The organism is Mycolicibacterium fallax, assembly GCF_010726955.1.
Taxonomy (GTDB): Bacteria; Actinomycetota; Actinomycetes; order Mycobacteriales; family Mycobacteriaceae; genus Mycobacterium; species Mycobacterium fallax.
Window position 1 is genome coordinate 2,041,073 of the sequence record NZ_AP022603.1, and the last position, 19,411, is coordinate 2,060,483.

At 72.5% G+C, this 19,411-nt stretch carries 16 protein-coding genes; 7 read left to right on the forward strand and 9 right to left on the reverse strand.

What is annotated here, in order from left to right; genetic code table 11:
- Positions 1-170: 170 nt before the first annotated feature.
- Entirely contained in the window at positions 171-299 is a 129-nt protein-coding gene (locus G6N10_RS20595) for a hypothetical protein (protein ID WP_263993560.1), read from the reverse strand.
- Between the two features lie 63 nt (positions 300-362).
- Between G6N10_RS20595 and G6N10_RS09665 the strand changes: the two genes are divergently transcribed.
- From G6N10_RS09665 to nei2, 3 genes are read left to right on the forward strand one after another with little or no spacing between them, the layout of a single operon-like run.
- Positions 363-965, forward strand: a complete 603-nt coding sequence (locus G6N10_RS09665) for a hypothetical protein (RefSeq protein ID WP_085095280.1) — start codon at positions 363-365, stop codon at positions 963-965.
- A 60-nt stretch (positions 966-1,025) separates the two neighbouring features.
- Positions 1,026-5,585 carry an ATP-dependent helicase gene (locus G6N10_RS09670; protein WP_085095281.1) on the forward strand — a complete coding sequence of 1,520 codons (4,560 nt, stop codon included), beginning with the start codon at positions 1,026-1,028 and terminating at the stop codon, positions 5,583-5,585.
- A 4-nt stretch (positions 5,586-5,589) separates the two neighbouring features.
- On the forward strand, positions 5,590-6,342 hold the full coding sequence (gene nei2, locus G6N10_RS09675) for an endonuclease VIII Nei2 (protein ID WP_085095282.1): 753 nt from the start codon (positions 5,590-5,592) through the stop codon (positions 6,340-6,342).
- Between the two features lie 58 nt (positions 6,343-6,400).
- Here nei2 and G6N10_RS09680 read toward each other — a convergent pair whose 3' ends face one another.
- The gene (locus G6N10_RS09680; protein ID WP_234810525.1) at positions 6,401-7,579 is read right to left on the reverse strand and encodes a fatty acid desaturase family protein; all 1,179 of its coding nucleotides are present in this window, start codon (positions 7,577-7,579) and stop codon (positions 6,401-6,403) included.
- Positions 7,580-7,750: 171 nt separating this feature from the next.
- Positions 7,751-8,830, reverse strand: a complete 1,080-nt coding sequence (locus tag G6N10_RS09685) for a flavin reductase family protein (RefSeq protein WP_085095284.1) — start codon at positions 8,828-8,830, stop codon at positions 7,751-7,753.
- A 71-nt stretch (positions 8,831-8,901) separates the two neighbouring features.
- Here G6N10_RS09685 and G6N10_RS09690 point away from each other — a divergent pair, with 71 nt between their 5' ends.
- Complete coding sequence (locus G6N10_RS09690) at positions 8,902-9,666, forward strand: TetR family transcriptional regulator (protein WP_085095285.1); 765 nt, start codon at positions 8,902-8,904, stop codon at positions 9,664-9,666.
- Here G6N10_RS09690 and G6N10_RS09695 read toward each other — a convergent pair.
- From G6N10_RS09695 to G6N10_RS09705, 3 genes are all read right to left on the reverse strand, one after another.
- Positions 9,597-10,520 carry a pseudouridine synthase gene (locus G6N10_RS09695; protein WP_085095286.1) on the reverse strand — a complete coding sequence of 308 codons (924 nt, stop codon included), beginning with the start codon at positions 10,518-10,520 and terminating at the stop codon, positions 9,597-9,599. The genes G6N10_RS09690 and G6N10_RS09695 overlap by 70 nt on opposite strands.
- On the reverse strand, positions 10,517-12,229 hold the full coding sequence (locus G6N10_RS09700; protein WP_275994596.1) for a glycerol-3-phosphate dehydrogenase/oxidase: 1,713 nt from the start codon (positions 12,227-12,229) through the stop codon (positions 10,517-10,519). Before G6N10_RS09700 ends, G6N10_RS09695 begins: the two co-directional genes overlap by 4 nt.
- A 70-nt stretch (positions 12,230-12,299) precedes the next feature.
- Positions 12,300-13,712, reverse strand: a complete 1,413-nt coding sequence (locus tag G6N10_RS09705; RefSeq protein WP_085095419.1) for an NAD(P)H-quinone dehydrogenase — start codon at positions 13,710-13,712, stop codon at positions 12,300-12,302.
- 73 nt (positions 13,713-13,785) lie between these two features.
- Between G6N10_RS09705 and G6N10_RS09710 the strand changes: the two genes are divergently transcribed.
- Positions 13,786-14,265 carry a gamma-glutamylcyclotransferase family protein gene (locus tag G6N10_RS09710; RefSeq protein ID WP_085095288.1) on the forward strand — a complete coding sequence of 160 codons (480 nt, stop codon included), beginning with the start codon at positions 13,786-13,788 and terminating at the stop codon, positions 14,263-14,265.
- A 7-nt stretch (positions 14,266-14,272) separates the two neighbouring features.
- Here G6N10_RS09710 and G6N10_RS09715 read toward each other — a convergent pair whose 3' ends face one another.
- Positions 14,273-15,436 (reverse strand): M20 family metallopeptidase, encoded by a 1,164-nt coding sequence (locus G6N10_RS09715; RefSeq protein ID WP_275994593.1) that lies wholly within the window; start codon positions 15,434-15,436, stop codon positions 14,273-14,275.
- Between the two features lie 91 nt (positions 15,437-15,527).
- On the opposite strand from G6N10_RS09715, the gene G6N10_RS09720 reads away from it, so the two are divergent.
- On the forward strand, positions 15,528-16,325 hold the full coding sequence (locus G6N10_RS09720; protein ID WP_085095292.1) for a purine-nucleoside phosphorylase: 798 nt from the start codon (positions 15,528-15,530) through the stop codon (positions 16,323-16,325).
- Between the two features lie 24 nt (positions 16,326-16,349).
- On the opposite strand, the gene upp is transcribed toward G6N10_RS09720, so the two are convergent.
- Positions 16,350-16,973 (reverse strand): uracil phosphoribosyltransferase, encoded by a 624-nt coding sequence (gene upp, locus G6N10_RS09725; protein WP_085095294.1) that lies wholly within the window; start codon positions 16,971-16,973, stop codon positions 16,350-16,352.
- Between the two features lie 71 nt (positions 16,974-17,044).
- On the opposite strand from upp, the gene G6N10_RS09730 reads away from it, so the two are divergent.
- Positions 17,045-18,307 carry a SatS C-terminal domain-containing protein gene (locus G6N10_RS09730; protein ID WP_085095307.1) on the forward strand — a complete coding sequence of 421 codons (1,263 nt, stop codon included), beginning with the start codon at positions 17,045-17,047 and terminating at the stop codon, positions 18,305-18,307.
- A gap of 10 nt (positions 18,308-18,317) precedes the next feature.
- On the opposite strand, the gene G6N10_RS09735 is transcribed toward G6N10_RS09730, so the two are convergent.
- The gene (locus tag G6N10_RS09735) at positions 18,318-19,409 is read right to left on the reverse strand and encodes an adenosine deaminase (RefSeq protein ID WP_085095309.1); all 1,092 of its coding nucleotides are present in this window, start codon (positions 19,407-19,409) and stop codon (positions 18,318-18,320) included.
- Positions 19,410-19,411 lie beyond the last annotated feature (2 nt).

Consider the following 19,411-nt stretch of genomic DNA (forward strand, 5'->3'; position numbering starts at 1 on the left):
TCAGTCGTCGGCGTTGCCGGGACGACGGGACCCGCCTCCGCTGGCGCTACGGCGGGTCAGTCGTCGGCGTTGCCGGGACGACGGGACCCGCCTCCGCTGGCGCTACGGCGGGGTCAGTCGTCGGCGTTGCCGGGACGACGGGACCCGCCTCCGCTGGCGCTACGGCGGGGTCAGTCGTCGATGACGAGGACGCCCGCGCGGACCAGCAGCGCGTAGAACTCGCGAATGGGCGGGGTGAGCAGCTGGACACCGGTCGACAGCAGGGTGTCCGGACTCATTGCCCGAGCGATCTCACTCATGTAGGGCAGCCTAACCGAAGCATCGGTAAAAAGTCAGTACTCAGTGACTGAACGGAGATAAAAATGTTGGAATCGACGAAATCGTTCGTGGACGAGCACCGGGACATCAGCAAGCTGGTGCAGCAGGCCGAGCGGTTCTCCATCCAGCTTCCGCTGGTCGGGCGGGTTTCGGTACCCCCGCCCCGGCAACTCGCGTTCTACGGCGCCCTTGGTGCGCTGGCCGCGCTGCAGGTGCTCGACTGGCCGGTCGCGCTGGCCGTCGGCGTCGGGCACCTGGTCACCACCCGCAGCCTGACCCAGCGGGTGGAGGCCGCCGAGGCCGACGTCCAGCACACCGAGGAACTGCTGGAGCAGGTCCAGGCCGCCGTCGAGGACGTCGTCGTCGCACCGGCCACCCCGGCCGGGGCCGCGTCCGTCTCGGCGGCTGCCGCCCCGGCCAAGAAGGCCACGCCCGCCGCCAAGAAAACCACTCCCTCGGCGAAAAAGGCGCCGCTGAAAAAGGCGCCGGCGAAGAAGGCGCCGGTGAAGAAGACAGCCGCCACATCGACCGCCCGGAAGGCCCCCGCCAAGAAGGCATCGGCCACGACCGCCGCGGGCACCCCGGCGAAGAAGGCACCCGCCAAGAAGGCCGCCGGCAAGGCCTCGCCCAAGACCTCGCAGACCTGAGTCACGCCCTCCGGTACGCCCGCGACACCGACTGTCGGGGCCCGTTGGCACCATGGAGGGATGGACCGCAGCCCCGACCCGTTGGCGCGGTTCTCCCCGCTGACCCGGGAGTGGTTCGCCGGCACCTTCGCCGCCCCCACCGCCGCCCAGGCGCAGGCCTGGGACGCCATCGCCGACGGCGAGAACACCCTCGTCATCGCCCCCACCGGCTCCGGCAAGACCCTGGCGGCGTTCCTGTGGGCCGTCGACCGCCTCGCCGCACCCGCGGCGCCCGAGGCCCACGAGCCTGCCGCCCACGAACGCGCTGCCCCGGCCACCCGGGTGCTCTACATCTCGCCACTGAAGGCGCTGGCCGTCGACGTCGAACGCAACCTGCGCACCCCGCTGGCCGGCATTGCCCGCACCGCCGCCCGGCACGGCCTACCGGCCCCGGAGATCACCGTCGGCGTCCGTTCCGGCGACACCCCGCCGCACCGGCGCCGCGAGCTCGTCACCCGCCCGCCGGACATCCTGATCACCACCCCCGAGTCGCTGTTCCTGATGCTGACCTCGGCGGCCCGGTCCACCCTGAGCGGCGTCAGCACCGTGATCGTCGACGAGGTGCACGCCGTCGCGGGCACCAAGCGCGGCACCCACCTGGCGCTGTCGCTGGAACGCCTCGATGCGCTGCTGGAGCGCCCGGCACAGCGGATCGGCCTGTCCGCAACGGTGCGCCCGCCCGAGGAAGTCGCCCGGTTCCTGTCCGGGGCCCGGCCGGCCAGGATCGTCGCTCCCCCGGCGGCCAAGACCTTCGAGCTCGACGTGGTCGTCCCGGTGCCCGATATGACCGACCTCGACGGCGGATCACTGTGGCCCGACGTCGAAGCGCGCATCGTCGACCTGATCGAGACGCACAATTCCTCGATCGTGTTCGCCAACTCCCGTCGGCTGGCCGAACGACTCACCGCCCGGATCAACGAGATTCACGCCGAACGCTCCGGGGTCACCCTCGGCGGCCACAACCCGGCGGTACCCGGCGGCGCACCCGCGCAGATCCAGGGCAGCGGCCAGACCTACGGCGCCGAGTTGGTGCTGGCCCGCGCCCACCACGGCTCGGTGTCCAAGGAAACCCGCGCCGAGGTGGAGGAATCCCTCAAACGCGGCAGCCTGCGCGCCGTCGTCGCCACCTCCAGCCTGGAGCTCGGGATCGACATGGGCGCGGTCGATCTGGTCATCCAGGTGGGCTCGCCGCCATCGGTGGCCAGCGGCCTGCAGCGCATCGGGCGGGCCGGCCACCAGGTCGGCGAGATCAGCCGCGGTGTGCTGTTCCCCCGGTTCCGCAGCGATCTGATCGGCTGCGCGGTCACCGTCGAGCGCATGCGGGCCGGGCGGATCGAGACCCTCACCGTGCCGTCGAACCCGCTCGACGTGCTGGCCCAGCACACCGTCGCCGCCTGCGCGCTGGAGCAGCTCAACGCCGACGACTGGTTCGACACGGTGCGCCGCAGCGCGCCGTTTGCGGCGTTGCCGCGCAGCGCGTTTGAGGCCACCCTGGACCTGCTTTCGGGTAAGTACCCGTCCACCGAGTTCGCCGAACTGCGGCCGCGGATCGTCTACGACCGGGACACCGCGACCCTGACCGGCCGGCCGGGGGCGCAGCGACTGGCGGTGACCTCCGGCGGCGCGATCCCCGACCGTGGCCAGTTCACCGTGTACCTGTCCGGCTCCGACGTCGAAAAGCCCACCCGGGTCGGCGAACTCGACGAGGAGATGGTCTACGAGTCCCGGCCCGGGGACGTCATCTCGCTGGGCGCCACCAGCTGGCGGATCACCGAGATCACCCACGATCGGGTGCTGGTGCTGCCGGCTCCGGGTGCCCCGGCCCGGCTGCCGTTCTGGCGCGGCGACAACGTCGGTCGGCCCGCCGAGCTGGGTGCCGCGGTCGGCGCATTCACCACTGAGCTGGCCGGCCTGGAACCCGGCGACTTCGAGGCACGCTGCGCGGCAATCCGTTTCGACGACTACGCCACCGAAAATCTGCGCCGGCTGTTGGAGGAGCAGCGCGCCGCGACCGGCGCGGTTCCCGGGGACCGCACCCTGGTGGTGGAACGGTTCCGCGATGAGCTCGGCGACTGGCGGATCATCCTGCACTCCCCCTACGGCCTGGGCGTGCACGGTCCGCTGGCGCTGGCCATCGGCCGCCGGCTGCGGGATCGCTACGGCATCGACGAGAAGCCGACCGCCTCCGACGACGGCATCATCGTCCGACTGCCCGACAGCACCGCGCAAACCCCGCCCGGGGCTGAGCTTTTCGTGTTCGACGCCGACGAGATCGAGCCCGTGGTGACCGCCGAGGTGGGCGGCTCGGCACTGTTCGCCGCCCGGTTCCGCGAGTGCGCCGCCCGCGCGCTGCTGCTGCCGCGGCGCCACCCGGGCAAACGCTCCCCGCTGTGGCATCAGCGCCAGCGGGCCGCGCAGCTGCTCGACGTGGCCCGGCGCTACCCCGACTTCCCGATCGTGCTGGAGACGGTCCGCGAGTGCCTGCAGGACGTCTACGACGTGCCCGCGCTGACCGCGCTGATGCGCGACGTCGCCGGGCGCCGAATCCGCGTCGTCGAGGTGGAAACCGGCAGCCCGTCCCCGTTCGCCGCGGCGCTGCTGTTCGGCTACGTCGGGGCGTTCATGTACGAGGGCGACAGCCCGCTGGCCGAACGCCGCGCCGCCGCACTGGCACTGGACACCACGCTGCTGGCCGAGCTGCTCGGCCGGGTGGAGTTGCGCGAGCTGCTCGATCCCGACGTCATCGCGAGCACCGGCGCCGCGCTGCAGCATCTTGATCCCGACCGGGCCGCCCGCGATGCCGAGGGGGTGGCCGACCTGCTGCGGATGCTCGGCCCGCTGACCAGCGCCGAAGTCGCCGCGCGCGCCGCCGCGGACCCCGCCGGCTGGCTGGGCGAACTGCACCGGGCGCGGCGGGTGCTGGCGGTCAATTACGCCGGGGCGCAGTGGTGGACCGCGATCGAGGACATCGGCCGGTTGCGCGACGGCGTCGGGGTCGCCGTCCCGCCCGGGGTGCCGGCCGAATTCACCGACCCGGTCACCGACCCGCTCGGCGAGCTGCTCGGCCGCTACGCCCGCACCCGGGCACCGTTCTGCACGGCCGACGCGGCCGCCCGATTCGGGCTGGGCCTGCGGGTCGCCGGGGACGTGCTGGCCCGGCTGGCCGTCGACGGCCGGCTGATCCGCGGCGAATTCACCGACGCCCCAACCGATTCCCCGGGCGCCGAGCAGTGGTGCGACGCCGGGGTGCTGCGGGTGCTGCGGCGCCGCTCGCTGGCCGCGCTGCGGGCCCAGATCGAGCCGGTCTCCACCGCCGCCTACGCCCGCTTCCTGCCGGCCTGGCAGCAGTTCGGTGCCGGCTCCGGGCCCGACGGGCTGCTGGCGGTGATCGATCAGCTGGCCGGGGTGCCGCTGGCCGCCTCCGCCGTCGAACCGCTGATCTTCGGGCAACGGGTCCGGGACTACTCCGCCGCGATGCTCGACGAGCTGCTGGCCTCCGGGGAGGTGCTGTGGTCCGGCGCCGGGGCGCTGCCCGGCGGCGACGGCTGGGTCGCCTTCCACCCGGCCGACACCGCCCCGGCCACCCTGGCCGCCCCCGCCGAGCTGGACCTGTCCCCGGCCCACACCGCGATCCTGGCCGCGCTGGCCGGCGGCGGCGCGTACTTCTTCCGGCAGCTCGAAGCCGGGGTGCTTGACGCCGCGGTGCCCAAGGAGGAGGCCACCGAGGCGCTCTGGCAGCTGATCTGGTCCGGCCGGGTCACCGGGGACACCTTCGCCCCGGTGCGCGCCCGGCTGCTCGGCCCGGCGCGTCGGCCGCGGCCCGGCACCCCCGGTCGACGGCGGCCGGCGCGGCCCAGCCGGTTCGGCCAGCTCGGCGCGCACCCCCGGTCGGTGGATCCGACGGTGGCCGGGCGCTGGTCGGCGCTGCCCGAGCCGGCGCCCGACAGCACCGCCGGGATGGCCCTGCTGGCCGATCTGCTGCTGGCCCGGCACGGCGTGCTGACCCGCGGCGCGGCGACCGCCGAGCAGGTGCCCGGCGGGTTCGCCATGCTCTACAAGGTGCTGACCGCGCTGGAGGAGGCCGGCGGCTGCCAGCGCGGCTACTTCGTGGAGTCCCTGGGCGGGGCGCAGTTCGCCTCGGCCGCGACGGTCGACCGGTTGCGCGGCTTCGCCGATCCGCTGGAGCCCGCGGCCGGCCCGCCGACCGGCCTGGTGCTGGCCGCGACCGATCCGGCGAACCCCTACGGCGCCGCGCTGGGCTGGCCGTCGCGACCCGACCAGGCCGACGGCGCGCACCGGCCGGGCCGGCGGGCCGGGGCGCTGGTGGTGCTGGTCGACGGCGAGCTGGTGTGGTTTCTGGAACGCGGCGGCAAGTCCCTGCTGAGCTTTCCCGCCGACCCGGCGGCGCTGACCGTCGCCGCCGAGGCCCTGGCCCGGCTGGTCGGCGAGCACCGGATCGGCGGCCTGCTGGTGCAGCGGATCGACGGGGTGTCGGCCCTGGACGCCCGCGGCCCCGATCCGGCCGCGCTGGTCGAGGCGGGCTTCGCGCGCACCCCGCGCGGACTGCGGCTGCGGAGCTGAGGCCGTGCCCGAGGGCGACACCGTCTACCGCACCGCCGCCGCGCTGCGCACCGCGCTGACCGCGCAGGTGTTGACGCGCTGCGACATCCGGGTACCGCGGTTCGCGACGGTGGATCTGACCGGCGCGAGGGTCGATGAGGTGTTCTGCCGCGGCAAGCACCTGTTCATCCGGGCCGGCCGGGCCAGCATCCACTCGCACCTGGGGATGGACGGCACCTGGCGACTCGGGCCGCCGCGGGTGCCCGACCACCGCATCCGGGTGATCCTGGCGACCGCCGAGAACCGCGCCACCGGGGTGGATCTGGACCTGCTGGAGGTGCTGGATCGCTCGGCGGACCTGGCCGCGGTGGCCCAGCTGGGCCCGGACCTGCTCGGCCCGGACTGGGATCCGGGGCCGGCGGTGGCCAACCTGCTGGCCGCCCCGGACCGCCCGCTGGCCGCGGCGCTGCTGGATCAGCGCAACCTGGCCGGTATCGGCAATGTGTACGCCAACGAGCTGTGTTTCGTCACCGGCGTCGCCCCGGGGTCCCCGGTGCGCGCCGTTCCCGACCCGGTCCGGCTGGTCAATCGGGCCCGACTGATGTTGTCGACCAACCTGACCCGGGCCATCCGGACCACCACCGGCGACACCCGCCGCGGCCGGGAGCTGTGGGTGTACGGCCGGGCCGGCCGGGACTGCCGGCGCTGCGGCACGCCGATCCGGCGCTCCGACGACGGTCCGCGGATCAGCTTCTGGTGCCCGTCGTGCCAGCGCTGACCCGCAGCCAAGAGCGCCCCGGCCGGTTTCCCGGCCGGGGCGCCCGGCGGTCGATGAGCTACCCGGTGATCGCCTTCACCCGGTAGGGCTTGACCGACGGCTCGCCGGCATCGCGAACAACCTCGCCGGCGGCCTCGGCGGCCTGGCGGGCGTCGAACTCGGCCCGGACCTGGCGGCGCGGGGCCCGCTTGGCACGCTCGCCGATGCCGCCGAGGCCCGGCGGCAGCGCCAGCTTGATGATCTTCTTGATCACCGAGCCGAACTGCTTGTGAATCGGGCCGCTGTTGTACGGGATGCCGTAGCGGCGGCAGATGTCCTGCACCTGCGGGGAGATCTCCTGGTAGCGGTGCGCCGGCAGGTCCGGGAACAGGTGGTGCTCGATCTGGAACGACAGGTTGCCGCTGAAGATGTGGAACCACTTGCCGCCGGTGAGGTTCGCCGAACCCAGCACCTGACGGAAGTACCAGTGGCCGCGGGACTCCTCACGCGCCTCGTCGAGGGAGAACTCGCTGACGCCGGCCGGAAAGTGACCGCAGAAGATGATCGTGTACGACCACACATTGCGCATCAGGTTGGCGACCATGTTGCCGGCGAACACCACCGGCGCGAACGGCCCGGCCAGCAGCGGGAAGGCCACGTAGTCCTTCATCGTCTGCTTCTTGACCTTGCCCCAGACCTCGGAGAGCACCTCGCGCTTGTCCCGGAAGCCGATCTCGCCGTCCCGGATCCGCTCGGCCTCCAGCTCGTGCAGCGCCACGCCGTACTGGAACAGCACCATCAGCAGGAACGCCCACAGCGGGTTGAACAGGAAGTAGGGATCCCACTTCTGCTCCTTGCTCATCCGCAGGATGCCGTAGCCGACGTCCCGGTCCAGGTCGACGACATTGGTGTAGGTGTGGTGCATGTAGTTGTGGGTGTAGCGCCACTGGTCGGCCGGGCAGGCGTTGTCCCACTCGAACTCCTGGCCGCGCAGGCCCGGATCGCCCATCCAGTCGTACTGGCCGTGCATGACGTTGTGGCCGATCTCCATGTTGTCGAGGATCTTGGCCAGGCCGAGCATCGTGGTGCCGGCCAGCCAGGCCGGCGGCAGGATGCCCAGGAACAGCAGCGCGCGGCCGCCGACCTCCAGCTTGCGCTGCAGCTTGATGATGTCGCGGATGTACTCGGCGTCCCGGGTGCCCAGGTCGGCGAGGATCCGGTGCCGGATGGCGTCGAGCTCGCGGCCGAACTCGTCCATCTCGGTCTTGGTCAGCCGGACGTGGACGTCGCCCACCTGCTTCTCGAAGACCTGCTCGGGCTGGAGAACCTCGGCGGTGTCGTCGATGTAGATCGGTTCTGCGACAGCAGTCATGTCGCGTCCTTTCTGGGGAGTGTTCTAAGGGGTTGGCGGGATGCGGGTGGTTCGGATTCAGAGCTCGACGACGACGTCGCCGCAGGGCACCGTCACGCAGATCTGGATTTCTTCTTCCTCGGCCGAGGACACGACGCCGGTGGTGACGTTCTTGACCACGCCGCTGGACTTCAGCCGGGTGCAGCCGTGGCAGATGCCCATCCGGCAGCCGAACTCCGGGGTGAGCCCGACGTTCTCGGCCTGCTCCAGCAGGGTCTTGCCGTCGTCCTCGACGAACACCTCGCTGCCGGCGAACGAGACCAGGCCGCCGGAGGCGGCACCGGGGCGAAACGCCGGCGGCACGAAGCTCTCCGAGCGGGCCTCGGGGTGCACCTCGCGCACCGCGTCGACCAGCGCGGCGGGGCCGCAGACGTAGACCGCATCCGGGTCGGCCAACGCGGTGGCCAGGTGCTCGGCGCGCAGGTGGCCGGACAGTTCGCCGGCGCCGGAGCGGGTGTAGCCGAACAGCACGGTGGTGTGCTCGGCGGCGGCCAGCTCGCGCAGTTCGGCGGCGTAGGCGACGTCCTCGGGGGTGCGGGCGTAGTGCACGAAGGCCACCTCGCCGGTGTGGCCGCCGGCTCGCAGGGTGCGCAGCATGGACAGCACCGGGGTGATGCCGCTGCCGCCGGAGACCAGCAGGATCCGGGCGTCGGTCGGGTCGAGCACGAAGTCGCCGGCCGGTGCGCCGATCCCGACCACGGTGCCGGGGCGGGCGTGCCGGTACAGGTGGTCCGACACCAGGCCGCCGTCGTGCCGGCCGATGGTCAGCTCGATCAGCGCACTGCCCTCGGCGGCCACCGGCGAGTAGCACCGGGTGTGCCGGCGGCCGTCGATCTCGACCGCGACGTTGATGTGCTGCCCGGCCCGAAAATCGGCGAACAACTGTGCTCCGAGCGCGTTCGGGCGCAGGGTAAGGGTGACGCTGCGCGGGGTCTGCCAGCGCACCGCGGTGACGGTGGCGCGACCCTCGTGCTGCGTCCAGGACCGGTCGGCGACCTCGGTGAAGCTGTCCACACCCTGCGGCCAGGACAGCACCTTCAGCAGCGACGATTCCGACACTCGCGCTTTGAGGCGAGGGCTCAGCATTTCAGTGAACATGTGTACACCATGCGGGCGGGCGGCCTGGTTCGTCAATGGCGAATCGCCGATTGTGTTAGCGTTCACATTCAGTGGACAGTCGTACACCCAAACCGTCATCCGGACGCGCCGCGCGCATCCGGGAGGCTCGTGCGCGCTCGAACTCGCGGTCCCGCGGAACGACCGACGCCGCGGTGGCCACCTCCCGCGACGAGCGCAAGGAAGCGACCCGGCGGGCGATCCTGGACGCGGCCCTTGACCTGCTGTCCGAGCGCAGCTTCTCCGCGCTGAGCCTGCGCGAGGTGGCCCGCGGGGCCGGCATCGCCCCGACCGCGTTCTACCGGCACTTCGACTCGATGGACGCCCTGGGCCTGGTGCTGATCGACGAATCGTTTCGCACCCTGCGCGACCTGCTGCGCAGCGCCCGCACCGGCCAACTCGACCCCAGCCGCATCATCGAGTCCTCGATCGACATCCTGATCAGCGGCGTACGCCAGGAGCCCGAGCACTGGCGGTTCATCGCCCGCGAACGGCACAGCGGGGTGGCCACCCTGCGGCACGCCATCCGCAGCGAGATCCGGATCATCACCTCCGAGCTGGCCGTCGACCTGGCCCGCATCCCCGGCCTGACCCGCTGGACGCACGAGGACCTCAATGTGCTGGCCAGCCTGATGGTCAACTCGATGATCTCGATCGCCGAGGCCACCGAGGACTCCACCGACCCGGCCACCGTCGAACAGATCCGCCAGACCGCGGTGCGGCAGCTGCGGATGATGCTGGTCGGGGTCTACAACTGGCGCAGCGGCGGGCAACCGTCGGCCACCGAGCAACTCGGCCCGCGGTCCGCGGCCAACTGAGCCCGGCTGACGAACCGCCGCAGCGCGCCGGTGCTCGGGTCGGTGAACTCCAGGCTGTGCGCCAACAACTGCAGCGGGGCGCCGAAGTCGTCGGGGGCGACGTCGATCACCTCGGGGTAGAGCGGGTCCCCCTGGATCGGCAGGCCGAGGGAGGCCAGCTGCACCCGCAGCTGATGGGTCCGCCCGGTCCGCGGCGTCAGCCGGTACAGCCCGTCGCCGAGATGCTCGATGCGGGTCTCGGCGTTGGGCTCCCCCGGTTCCTCGAAGGCCTGCAGCCGACCGCGCTGCTTGATGATGCGCGAGCGCAGGGTGATCGGAAACCGCAGCGCCGGGTCGACGCCGGCGCGGGCCAGGTAGGTCTTGTGCACCTCGCCGCGGGCGAACAGGCCCTGGTAGGCCGCGCGGATCTCGCGGCGGGTGGTGAACATCAGCACCCCGGCGGTCAGCCGGTCCAGCCGGTGCGCGGGCGAGAGCTCGGGCAGGTCCAGGTCGCGGCGCAGTCGCACCAGCGCGGTCTGCACCACGTGCCTGCCGCGCGGCATGGTGGCCAGAAAGTGCGGCTTGTCGACGACGACGAGGTCGTCGTCGCGGTGCAGGATCGGGATCGCAAAAGGCACCGGGACCTCCTCGGGCAGGTCGCGGTAGAGGTAGACCGGCGCGCCGGGCCGCGCCGTGGTGGCCGCATCGACGATCCCGCCGTCGGCGGTGACCACCTCACCGGCCCGCACCTTGGCGGCGGCCGCCGGCCCGAACCGCCGGGTCAGCTCGGCCAGCACCGGTCCGCCCTCCAGCCGGACCCGGGTTGGGCCCAGCCCGTCGCGGACCGGCAGCGGGGCGGCGCGGCGGCGCGTCACGGCCCGTTGAGCGGCACCGGTTCGAGGATCTCCGCGCGCGCCTCGGGCGCGGCGACGCGCAGCGCGTCGGCGGATTCGTCGTCGGGCTGGGCCTGGGACAGCACCTCGGCCTCCACCCGGGCGGTGTAGCCGGCCACCTCCCGGTCGATGTCCGCCTCGCTCCAGCCGAGGATCGGCGCGACGATCTGCGCGACCTCGCGAGCGCAGTCCACCCCGCGGTGCGGGTATTCGATGGAGATCCGCATCCGGCGGGACAGGATGTCCTCCAGGTGCAGCGCGCCCTCGGCCGCCGCGGCGTAGGCGGCCTCCACCTTCAGGTAGACCGGTGCGGCGGTGATCGGCTCCAGCAGCTCGGGGTCGGCGCCCGCCAGCTCCAGCACGTCGCCGATCAACGAGCCGTAGCGGTCCAGCAGGTGCCGGACCCGGTACGGGTGCAGCCCGAACGGCTCGCCGACGTGCTGGGTCTGGTTGACCAGCGCGAAGTAGCCGTCGGCGCCGACCAGCGGCACCTTCTCGGTGATCGACGGCGCCACCCGGGTCGGCACGAACTCGGCGGCCGCGTCGATCGCGTCGGCGGCCATCACCCGGTAGGTGGTGTATTTGCCGCCGGCGATCGCGACCAGCCCGGGCGCGGCGATGGCCACCGCGTGCTCGCGGGACAGCTTGGAGGTCTCGTCGCTCTCCCCGGCCAGCAGCGGCCGCAGCCCGGCGTACACGCCGTCGATGTCGTCGTGGTTCAGCGGCGTGACCAGCACCCGGTTCACCTGGTCCAGGATGTAGTCGATGTCGGCCTTGGTGGCCGCCGGGTGCGCGAGATCGAGGTTCCAGTCGGTGTCGGTGGTGCCGATGATCCAGTGCGTGCCCCACGGGATGACGAACAGCACCGACTTCTCGGTGCGCAGGATGATCGCGACCTCGCTGACGATCCGGTCCCGGGGCACCACGATGTGCACCCCCTTGGATGCCCGCACCCGGAACCGGCCGCGCTGCCGGGACAGCGCCTGGATCTCGTCGGTCCACACCCCGGTGGCGTTGATGACGACGTGCCCGCGCACCTCGGTGACCGCGCCGTCCTCCGAGTCCCGCACCCGCACCCCGACCACCCGGTCGCCCTCCCGCAGCATGCCGACCACCTGGGTGGAGGTGCGCAGCACCGCGCCGTAGTGCACGGCGGTGCGGGCCACCGTCATGGTGTGCCGGGCGTCGTCGACGACGGTGTCGAAGTAGCGGATGCCGCCGACCAGCGAGCTGCGCTTGAGCCCGGGGGCCAGCCGCAGCGCCCCGGCCCGGAACAGGTGCTTCTGGGCGGGCACCGACTTGGCGCCGCCGAGCTGGTCGTAGAGGAAGAAGCCGGCGGCCATGTAGGGCCGCTCCCACCAGCGTTTGGTCAGCGGGAACAGGAACGGCAGCGGCTTGACCAGGTGCGGGGCCAGCGTCTTGAGCGACAGCTCGCGCTCGTGCAGGGCCTCGCGGACCAGTCCGAACTCCAGCTGCTCCAGGTAGCGCAGCCCGCCGTGGAACATCTTCGAGGACCGGCTGGAGGTGCCCGAGGCCAGGTCGCGGGCCTCCACCAGCGCCACCTTCAGCCCGCGGGTCGCGGCGTCCAGCGCGGCGCCCGCGCCGACCACGCCCCCGCCGATCACCACGACGTCGAACTGCTCGCTGCCCAGCCGCGCCCAGCTTTCGGCGCGCTGGGCCGGATTCAGCATCGAGCTCGGCAGCGGTTCACTCACCGGTGCACCCCTTTGTTACTCGTCGGTACGGGCACCAGACTACGGCCTAATCCAGGTCGTCGTGGGCCATCAGTCGGCGCGCGGCCTCCACGATCGACCCGGACAGCGACGGGTACACCGACAGCGTCTGGGCCAGATCGGTCACCGAGATCCGGTTCTGCACGGCCAGCGCGATCGGCAGGATCAGCTCGGAGGCGATCGGCGCGACCACCACGCCGCCGATCACCACGCCGGTGGCCGGCCGGCAGAAGATCTTGACGAAACCGTGCCGCAGCAGGCTCATCTTCGCCCGCGCGTTGGTGGTCAGCGGCAGCATGATGGTCCGCGCCGGCACCGACCCGTCGTCGATGGCGCGCTGCGGGATCCCGACGGCGGCGATCTGCGGCCGGGTGAAGGTGGCCGAGGCGACCGTCCGCAGCCGGATCGGATTGACCCCCTCACCGAGGGCGTGATACATCGCGATGCGGCCCTGCATGGCGGCCACCGACGCCAGCGGCAGCAGCCCGGTGCAGTCACCGGCCGCGTAGACGCCCGACGCCGGGGTCCGCGACACCCGATCCACCGGGATGTGCCCGCTGGGCGTCAGCTCGATGCCGACGTTCTCCAACCCCAGCCCGGCGGTGTTCGGGGTGGAGCCGATGCTCATCAGGGCGTGGCTGCCGTGCACCTCCCGGCCGTCGGCCAGCGCCACCTTGATCCCGTCGGCGGTGCGGGTCACCGATTCGGCGCGGCCGTTCTTGACCAGGGTGACGCCGCGCTCGGCGAACACCTGCTCCAGCACGGCGGCGGCGTCGGGGTCCTCGTGCGGCAGGATCAGGTCCCGGCTCGCCACCACGGTGACGGTCACGCCGAGCTCGGTGTAGGCGTTGCAGAACTCCGCACCGGTCACCCCGGAGCCGACGATCACCAGGTGTTCGGGCAGTTCGGCGAGGTTGTAGAGCTGACGCCAGGTCAGGATCCGCTGGCCGTCGGGCACCGCGTTCGGCAGGATCCGCGGGCTCGCGCCGGTGGCGATCAGCACCACCTCGGCCTTGAGCACCCCGACCTGACCGTTGCTGGCGGTCACCCGGACCCGGTGGTGCGCCATCCCGGGCACGTCGTCGACGAGTTCGCCGCGCCCGCGCACGATGGTCACCCCGGCGTTGCTGAGCTGGGTGCCGATGTCCACCGACTGGGACACCGCCAGCGTCAGGGCCCGCCGGTTGAGCTCGGGCAGGGTGACCGTCGCGTCGTCAACGCCGATGTCGAAGCCCAGGCCCTCGGCGCGGCGCAGCTCGGTGCGCACCCCGGTCGCGTCGATGAACGCCTTGGACGGCACGCAGTCCCACAGCACGCACGCGCCGCCGATGCCGTCGGAATCCACCACCGTCACCCGGACCTCGGGCCCGCGCGCCGCGGCGACCAGCGCCGCCTCGTAGCCCGCCGGTCCACCGCCGATGACCACAATCCGGGTTATCACGGGCATCAACCTATCGCCTGCGAGCGGCCCCCACCGGCGGACGGCGAACCGCGGCCCCGTTTAAGATCAGCCCGTGCCGCTGTACGCCGCCTACGGGTCCAACATGCATCCCGACCAGATGCTGGAGCGGGCCCCGCATTCCCCGATGGCGGGCACCGGCTGGCTGCACGGCTGGCGGCTGACCTTCGGCGGTGCCGACATCGGCTGGGAGGGCGCGCTGGCCACCGTCGTTCAGGATCCCGGCTCGCGGGTGTTCGTGGTGCTCTACGACATGACCTCCGAGGACGAGAAGAGCCTGGACCGCTGGGAGGGCTCCGAGCTCGGCATCCACAAGAAGATCCGCTGCCGGGTGCATCGGGAATCCTCGGACACCACCACCGATCCGGTGCTGGCCTGGCTGTATGTCGTGGACGCCTGGGAGGGCGGGCTGCCCTCGGCGCGCTATCTCGGGGTGATGGCCGACGCGGCCGAGATCGCCGGCGCGCCCGGGGAGTACGTGCACCACATCCGCACCCGGCCGGCCCGCAACATCGGGCCCGGCACCCCGGCATAGCGGGCGATCAGAACGCGGCGCTCTGCCGCACCAGGTTGACCAGCACCCGAACCCCAATGGCCAGGGCCCGCTCGTCGATGTCGAAGTTGGGCTGGTGCAGGTCCAGCTGCGGGCCGACGCCGCTCCACACGCCCAGCCGGGCCATCGCGCCGGGCACCTTCTCCAGGTACCAGGAGAAGTCCTCGCCGCCGCCGGACTGGCGGGTGTCGGCCAACGCGTCGGGCCCGACGTCCTCGATGGCGTGACTGAAGATCCGGGTGCTGACCTCGTCGTTGACCACCGGCGGCACCCCGCGGGTGTACTGCACGGTGTGCTCGATGTTCAGCGGGGCCAGCAGGCAGTCCACCACCTCGCGGACCAGGTCCTCCATCTGCGCCCAGGCGGTGCGGCTGGCGGTGCGCACGGTGCCCGACAGGGTCCCGCTCTGCGGGATCGCGTTGGCCGCCATCCCGGCGTTCACCGCGCCCCACACCATCACGGTGGAGTCCCGCGGGTCGATCCGCCGGGACAGCACGCCGGGCACCCCGGTGATCAGCGTGCCCAGCGCGTAGACCAGGTCGCCGGTCAGGTGCGGCCGGGAGGTGTGCCCGCCCGGTGAGGACAGCGTGACGGTCAGCCAGTCCGCGGCCGAGGTGATCGGGCCCGCGGTGATCGCGACCTTGCCGGCGGCCAGCCGCGGATCGCAGTGCAGCGCAAAAATCCGGGACACCCCGGCCAGCGCGTCGGCGGCGATGACGTCCAGCGCGCCGCCGGGCATCAGCTCCTCGGCCGGCTGGAACACCAGCCGGACCCCGACCGGCAGGTCGGGCACCTCGGCCAGCGCCAGCCCGGCGCCCAGCAGCATCGCGGTGTGCGCGTCGTGCCCGCAGGCGTGCGCGACGCCGGGCACCGTCGAGCTGAACGGCCGGCCGGTCTGCTCGGCCATCGGCAGCGCGTCCATGTCGGCGCGCAGCGCGATGCGGGGCCGGAAGTCCGGGCCGATGTCGCAGGTCAGGCCGGTGCCGCCGGGCAGCAGCCGTGGCGACAGGCCGGCCGCCGCCAATTTTTCGGCGACGAAGGCGGTGGTGGCGTGTTCCCGACGGCCCAGTTCGGGGTGGGCGTGGATGTGCCTGCGCCAGGCGACGACGTCATCGACGTTGCGGGCCAGCCAGCCCTCCGCGATCTGGGTCATGCTCACGTCCTGCCTCCCCCGGGTGCGGCGGCGGCGATCGGCATTGGTGCAGTATCCCACCCGCGACCCCCGCGGATTAAGCTGCCCGGCCATGAGCCCCGACCCGATGCGGTCCGCCGCGGCCGCGGCCGCGGTGATCGCCGAGCGCACCGCCGTCCCCGAGCACGACGTGGCGGTGGTGCTGGGGTCGGGCTGGGCGCCGGCCGCCGATGCGCTCGGGGCGCCCGACACCGTGCTGGCGATGGCCGAGCTGCCCGGGTTCAGCGCGCCGACGGCCGCCGGCCACGGCGGGCAGCTGCGGTCGCTGCGGATCGGCGCGCACCGGGTGCTGGTGCTGCTGGGCCGCATCCACGGCTATGAGGGCCACCCACCGGCCGACGTCGTGCACCCGGTGCGCACCGCGTGCGCGGCGGGGGCTGGCACGGTGGTTCTGACCAACGCCGCCGGCGGCCTGCGCCCGGAGTACACCGTCGGTCAGCCGGTGCTGATCGCCGACCATCTGAACCTGACCGCCCGGTCACCGCTGGTCGGCGCCCAGTTCGTCGACCTGGTCGACGCGTATTCGCCGCGGCTGCGGGCGGCGGCCCGCCGGGTCGACCCGGCCCTGGCCGAGGGCGTCTACGCCGGCCTGCCCGGCCCGCACTACGAGACCCCGGCCGAGATCCGGATGCTGCGCACCCTCGGCGCGGACCTGGTCGGGATGTCGACGGTGCACGAGACGATCGCCGCGCGCGCGGCCGGCGCCGAGGTGCTCGGGATGTCGCTGGTGACGAACCTGGCGGCCGGGATGACCGGTGAGCCGCTGTCGCACGCCGAGGTGCTGGCGGCCGGCCGTCGTTCGGCGGCGGCGATGGGCGCGCTGCTGGCCGCCACCATCGCCGGGCTGTGACGTCGGCGGGGTGATCGGATCGGCTCAGCGCGGCCCGAACTGGCGGTCCCCGGCGTCGCCGAGCCCCGGCACGATGAACGCATCCGGGTTGAGGCCGTCGTCGACGACGGCGGTGATCAGCCGCAGCCCCGGCATCGCCGCCTCGGCCGCCGCCAGCCCCTGCGGCGCGCACACCACGCACACCGCGGTCACGTTGGTGGCACCCCGCTCGGCCAGCCGGCGCAGCGCATCGACCATCGACCCGCCGGTGGCCAGCATCGGGTCCAGCACCAGCACCGGGGTGCCGCGCAGGTCCTCGGGCAGCGAGACCAGGTATTCGTCGGCCCGGTGGGTGTGCTCGTCGCGGGCCACGCCGATGAACCCGCAGCGCGACTCCGGCAGCAGCGCCTGGGCGGCCGCCAGCATGCCCAGCCCGGCGCGCAGCACCGGGACCAGCAGCGGCGGGGTGGCCAGCCGGTAGCCGAGCGTCTCGGTCAGCGGGGTGGCGACCGGGTAGCCGACCCGATCCAGATCGCGGGTGGCCTCGTAGACCAGCATGGTGGCCAGCTCGGCCAGGGCCACCCGAAACGCCGCGTCGCCGGTGTCGCGATCGCGCAGGGTGCTCAGCCGAACCGCGGCCAGCGGATGGTCGACGACGCGGATGTCCATGCGGGCAAACCCTACGAGATAGCCGAGCCGGGGTGCGCACCTTCGACAACAGCGCCGTTATCCTTGCCCGCATGGCAGCTGACCTCGTACCGATCCGGCTGAGCGTGACCGCCGGCGACCTGTTCACCATCTGGGCCCCGCCGTGGCGCGACGCCGGAGACGAGTGGGAGGCCTTCCTCGGCAACGACGAGGACCTGTACGGCTTCGACAGCGTGGCCGAGCTGACCGCGTTCGTGCGGTCCGGTGCGGCCAACGATCTGAACGATCACCCGGCCTGGGCGGCGCTGACCGAGGCCAACGCGCACGCCCTGGACCCCGACGAGGAGCACCGGTTCGACCTGGTCGGCGTCGAGGAACTGTTCGCCGGGAAGCCGACGGAAGAGTCGGTGTCCGCGCTGGCCGCGATCCTGGCGGTGGTGTCGGCGATCGGCTCGGTGTGTGAGCTGCCGCCGGTGACGAAGTTCTTCAACGGCAACCCGTCGCTGGCCATGCTGAACAACGGCGTGCTGGAGTTCGGCGGCCGGGTCGGACGCAAGCGCTGGGCGGCGCTGGCCGAGATCGTCGGACGGAACTGGGAGAAGGTGCTCGGCGCGATCGAGGAGGTGCTCACCAGCCCGGAGGTCGACGAGTCGGCGGTGGACGCCGCCAAGGAGCAGTTGGCCGCCGATCCGCCGGAGCCCGAGGAGATCGAGGAGATCCTCGCGGTCGACGAGGACACCTCCGACGAGGACGACGATGACCAGGACGAGACCAACGACGCCCGGGCGGCCGGTGACACCGCGGTGCTGGGCAGCGACGCCGATTTCTGGGGTCGGGTCGGCATCGACCCGGTCCGGCTGATGTTCGGCACCGGCACGCTGTACTCGCTGCGCTGCTACTTCGGCGACCGGCCGCTGTTCCTCGGCCGCAACGGCCGGATCAGCGTGTTCGGCTCCGAGCGCGCACTGGCCCGCTACCTGGCCGACGAGCACGATCACGACCTGGCGAACCTGGTCACCTACGACGACATCCGCACCGCCGCCAACGACGGCTCGCTGGTGGTGAAGGTGACCGACGAGAACGTCTACGTGCTGACCGGGCTGGCCGACGACATCGCCGACGGCCCGGACGCGGTCGATCACCAGCAGTTGGAGCTGGCCGTCGAGCTGCTGCGCGACGTCGGTGACTACTCCGAGGACGACACCGTCGACACCGCCCTTGACCCGGAGCAGCCGTTCGGCGGGTTCGTCAGCCGGGTGCTCGACGACGCCGAGGTCGAGGTTTCCGCGCAGCGGGCCGCCGAGGCCTACGAGGCGCTGGAGCGCTTCGTGGAGTCACGGCTGCGCCGGGAATGAGTCGCGGCCGCTAACCGCCGATCAGCACCGCGTAGCGGGGCTTGATGACGTCGTCGATCAGCGCCAGCCGCTGATCGAACGGGTAAAACGCGGATTTCATCGCGTTGATGGTGAACCGCTGCAGGTCGGCCCAGCCGTAGCCGAAGGTTTCTACCAGTCGCAGCATCTCCCGGCTCATGCTGGTGTCACTCATCAGCCGGTTGTCGGTGTTGACGGTGACCCGAAACCGCAGCCGGGCCAGCAGATCGAACGGGTGCTCGGCGAAGCTGGGCACCGCCCCGGTCTGCACGTTCGACGACGGGCACAGCTCCAGCGGCACCCGGTTGTCGCGGACCAGCGCGGCCAGCCGGCCCAGCCGCTGGCCGCCGTCGGCGGCCTCGGTGATGTCGTCGACGATCCGCACCCCGTGCCCGAGCCGGTCGGCGCCGCAGAACGCCAGCGCCTCGTGGATCGACGGCAGCCCGAACGCCTCGCCGGCGTGGATGGTGGAGTGCCCGTTGTACTCCCGGATGTGCTCGAAGGCGTCGAGGTGGCGGGTCGGCGGGTGACCGGCCTCGGCCCCGGCGATGTCGAAGCCGCACACCCCGCGGTCGCGGTAGTCGATCGCCAGCTCGGCGATGTCCAGCGAGCGGGCGGCGTGGCGCATCGCGGTGACCAGGGTGCGGACCACGATCGGGGTGCCGGCCGCCGCGGCGTCCTGCTGGCCGGCGGCGAAGCCGGCCAGCACCGCCTCGACGACCTGGGGCAGGGTCAGCCCGGCGGCCAGGTGCAGTTCCGGGGCGAATCGCACCTCGGCGTAGACCACCGCGTCGGCGGCCAGGTCCCGCACGCACTCGTAGGCCACCCGATGCAGCGCCTCGGCGGTCTGCATGACCGCGACGGTGTGCGCGAACGGCTGCAGGTAGCGCTCCAGCGAGCCGCTGTGCGCGGCGGTGCGGAACCAGTCGGCCAGCGCCACCGGCTCGTCGGCGGGCAGCTCGCGGTAGCCGGCCCGCTCGGCGAGTTCCAGCACGGTGTCCGGGCGCAGTCCGCCGTCGAGGTGGTCGTGCAGCAGCACCTTCGGCGCGTGCCGGATCGAGCCGAGGTCCAGTTCGGTGGTCACGG

Excerpts from the sequence above, each read along its gene's own strand:
- upp (WP_085095294.1), bottom strand. The coding sequence starts at position 16,973 with ATGGACATCCGCGTCGTCGACCATCCGCTGGCCGCGGTTCGGCTGAGC.
- G6N10_RS09665 (WP_085095280.1), top strand. The coding sequence starts at position 363 with ATGTTGGAATCGACGAAATCGTTCGTGGACGAGCACCGGGACATCAGC.
- G6N10_RS09715 (WP_275994593.1), bottom strand. The coding sequence starts at position 15,436 with ATGACCCAGATCGCGGAGGGCTGGCTGGCCCGCAACGTCGATGACGTC.
- G6N10_RS09720 (WP_085095292.1), top strand. The coding sequence starts at position 15,528 with ATGAGCCCCGACCCGATGCGGTCCGCCGCGGCCGCGGCCGCGGTGATC.
- G6N10_RS09700 (WP_275994596.1), bottom strand. The coding sequence starts at position 12,229 with ATGCTGAATCCGGCCCAGCGCGCCGAAAGCTGGGCGCGGCTGGGCAGC.
- G6N10_RS09730 (WP_085095307.1), top strand. The coding sequence starts at position 17,045 with ATGGCAGCTGACCTCGTACCGATCCGGCTGAGCGTGACCGCCGGCGAC.
- G6N10_RS20595 (WP_263993560.1), bottom strand. The coding sequence starts at position 299 with ATGAGTGAGATCGCTCGGGCAATGAGTCCGGACACCCTGCTGTCGACC.
- G6N10_RS09680 (WP_234810525.1), bottom strand. The coding sequence starts at position 7,579 with ATGGACGAGTTCGGCCGCGAGCTCGACGCCATCCGGCACCGGATCCTC.
- G6N10_RS09685 (WP_085095284.1), bottom strand. The coding sequence starts at position 8,830 with ATGTTCACTGAAATGCTGAGCCCTCGCCTCAAAGCGCGAGTGTCGGAA.
- G6N10_RS09670 (WP_085095281.1), top strand. The coding sequence starts at position 1,026 with ATGGACCGCAGCCCCGACCCGTTGGCGCGGTTCTCCCCGCTGACCCGG.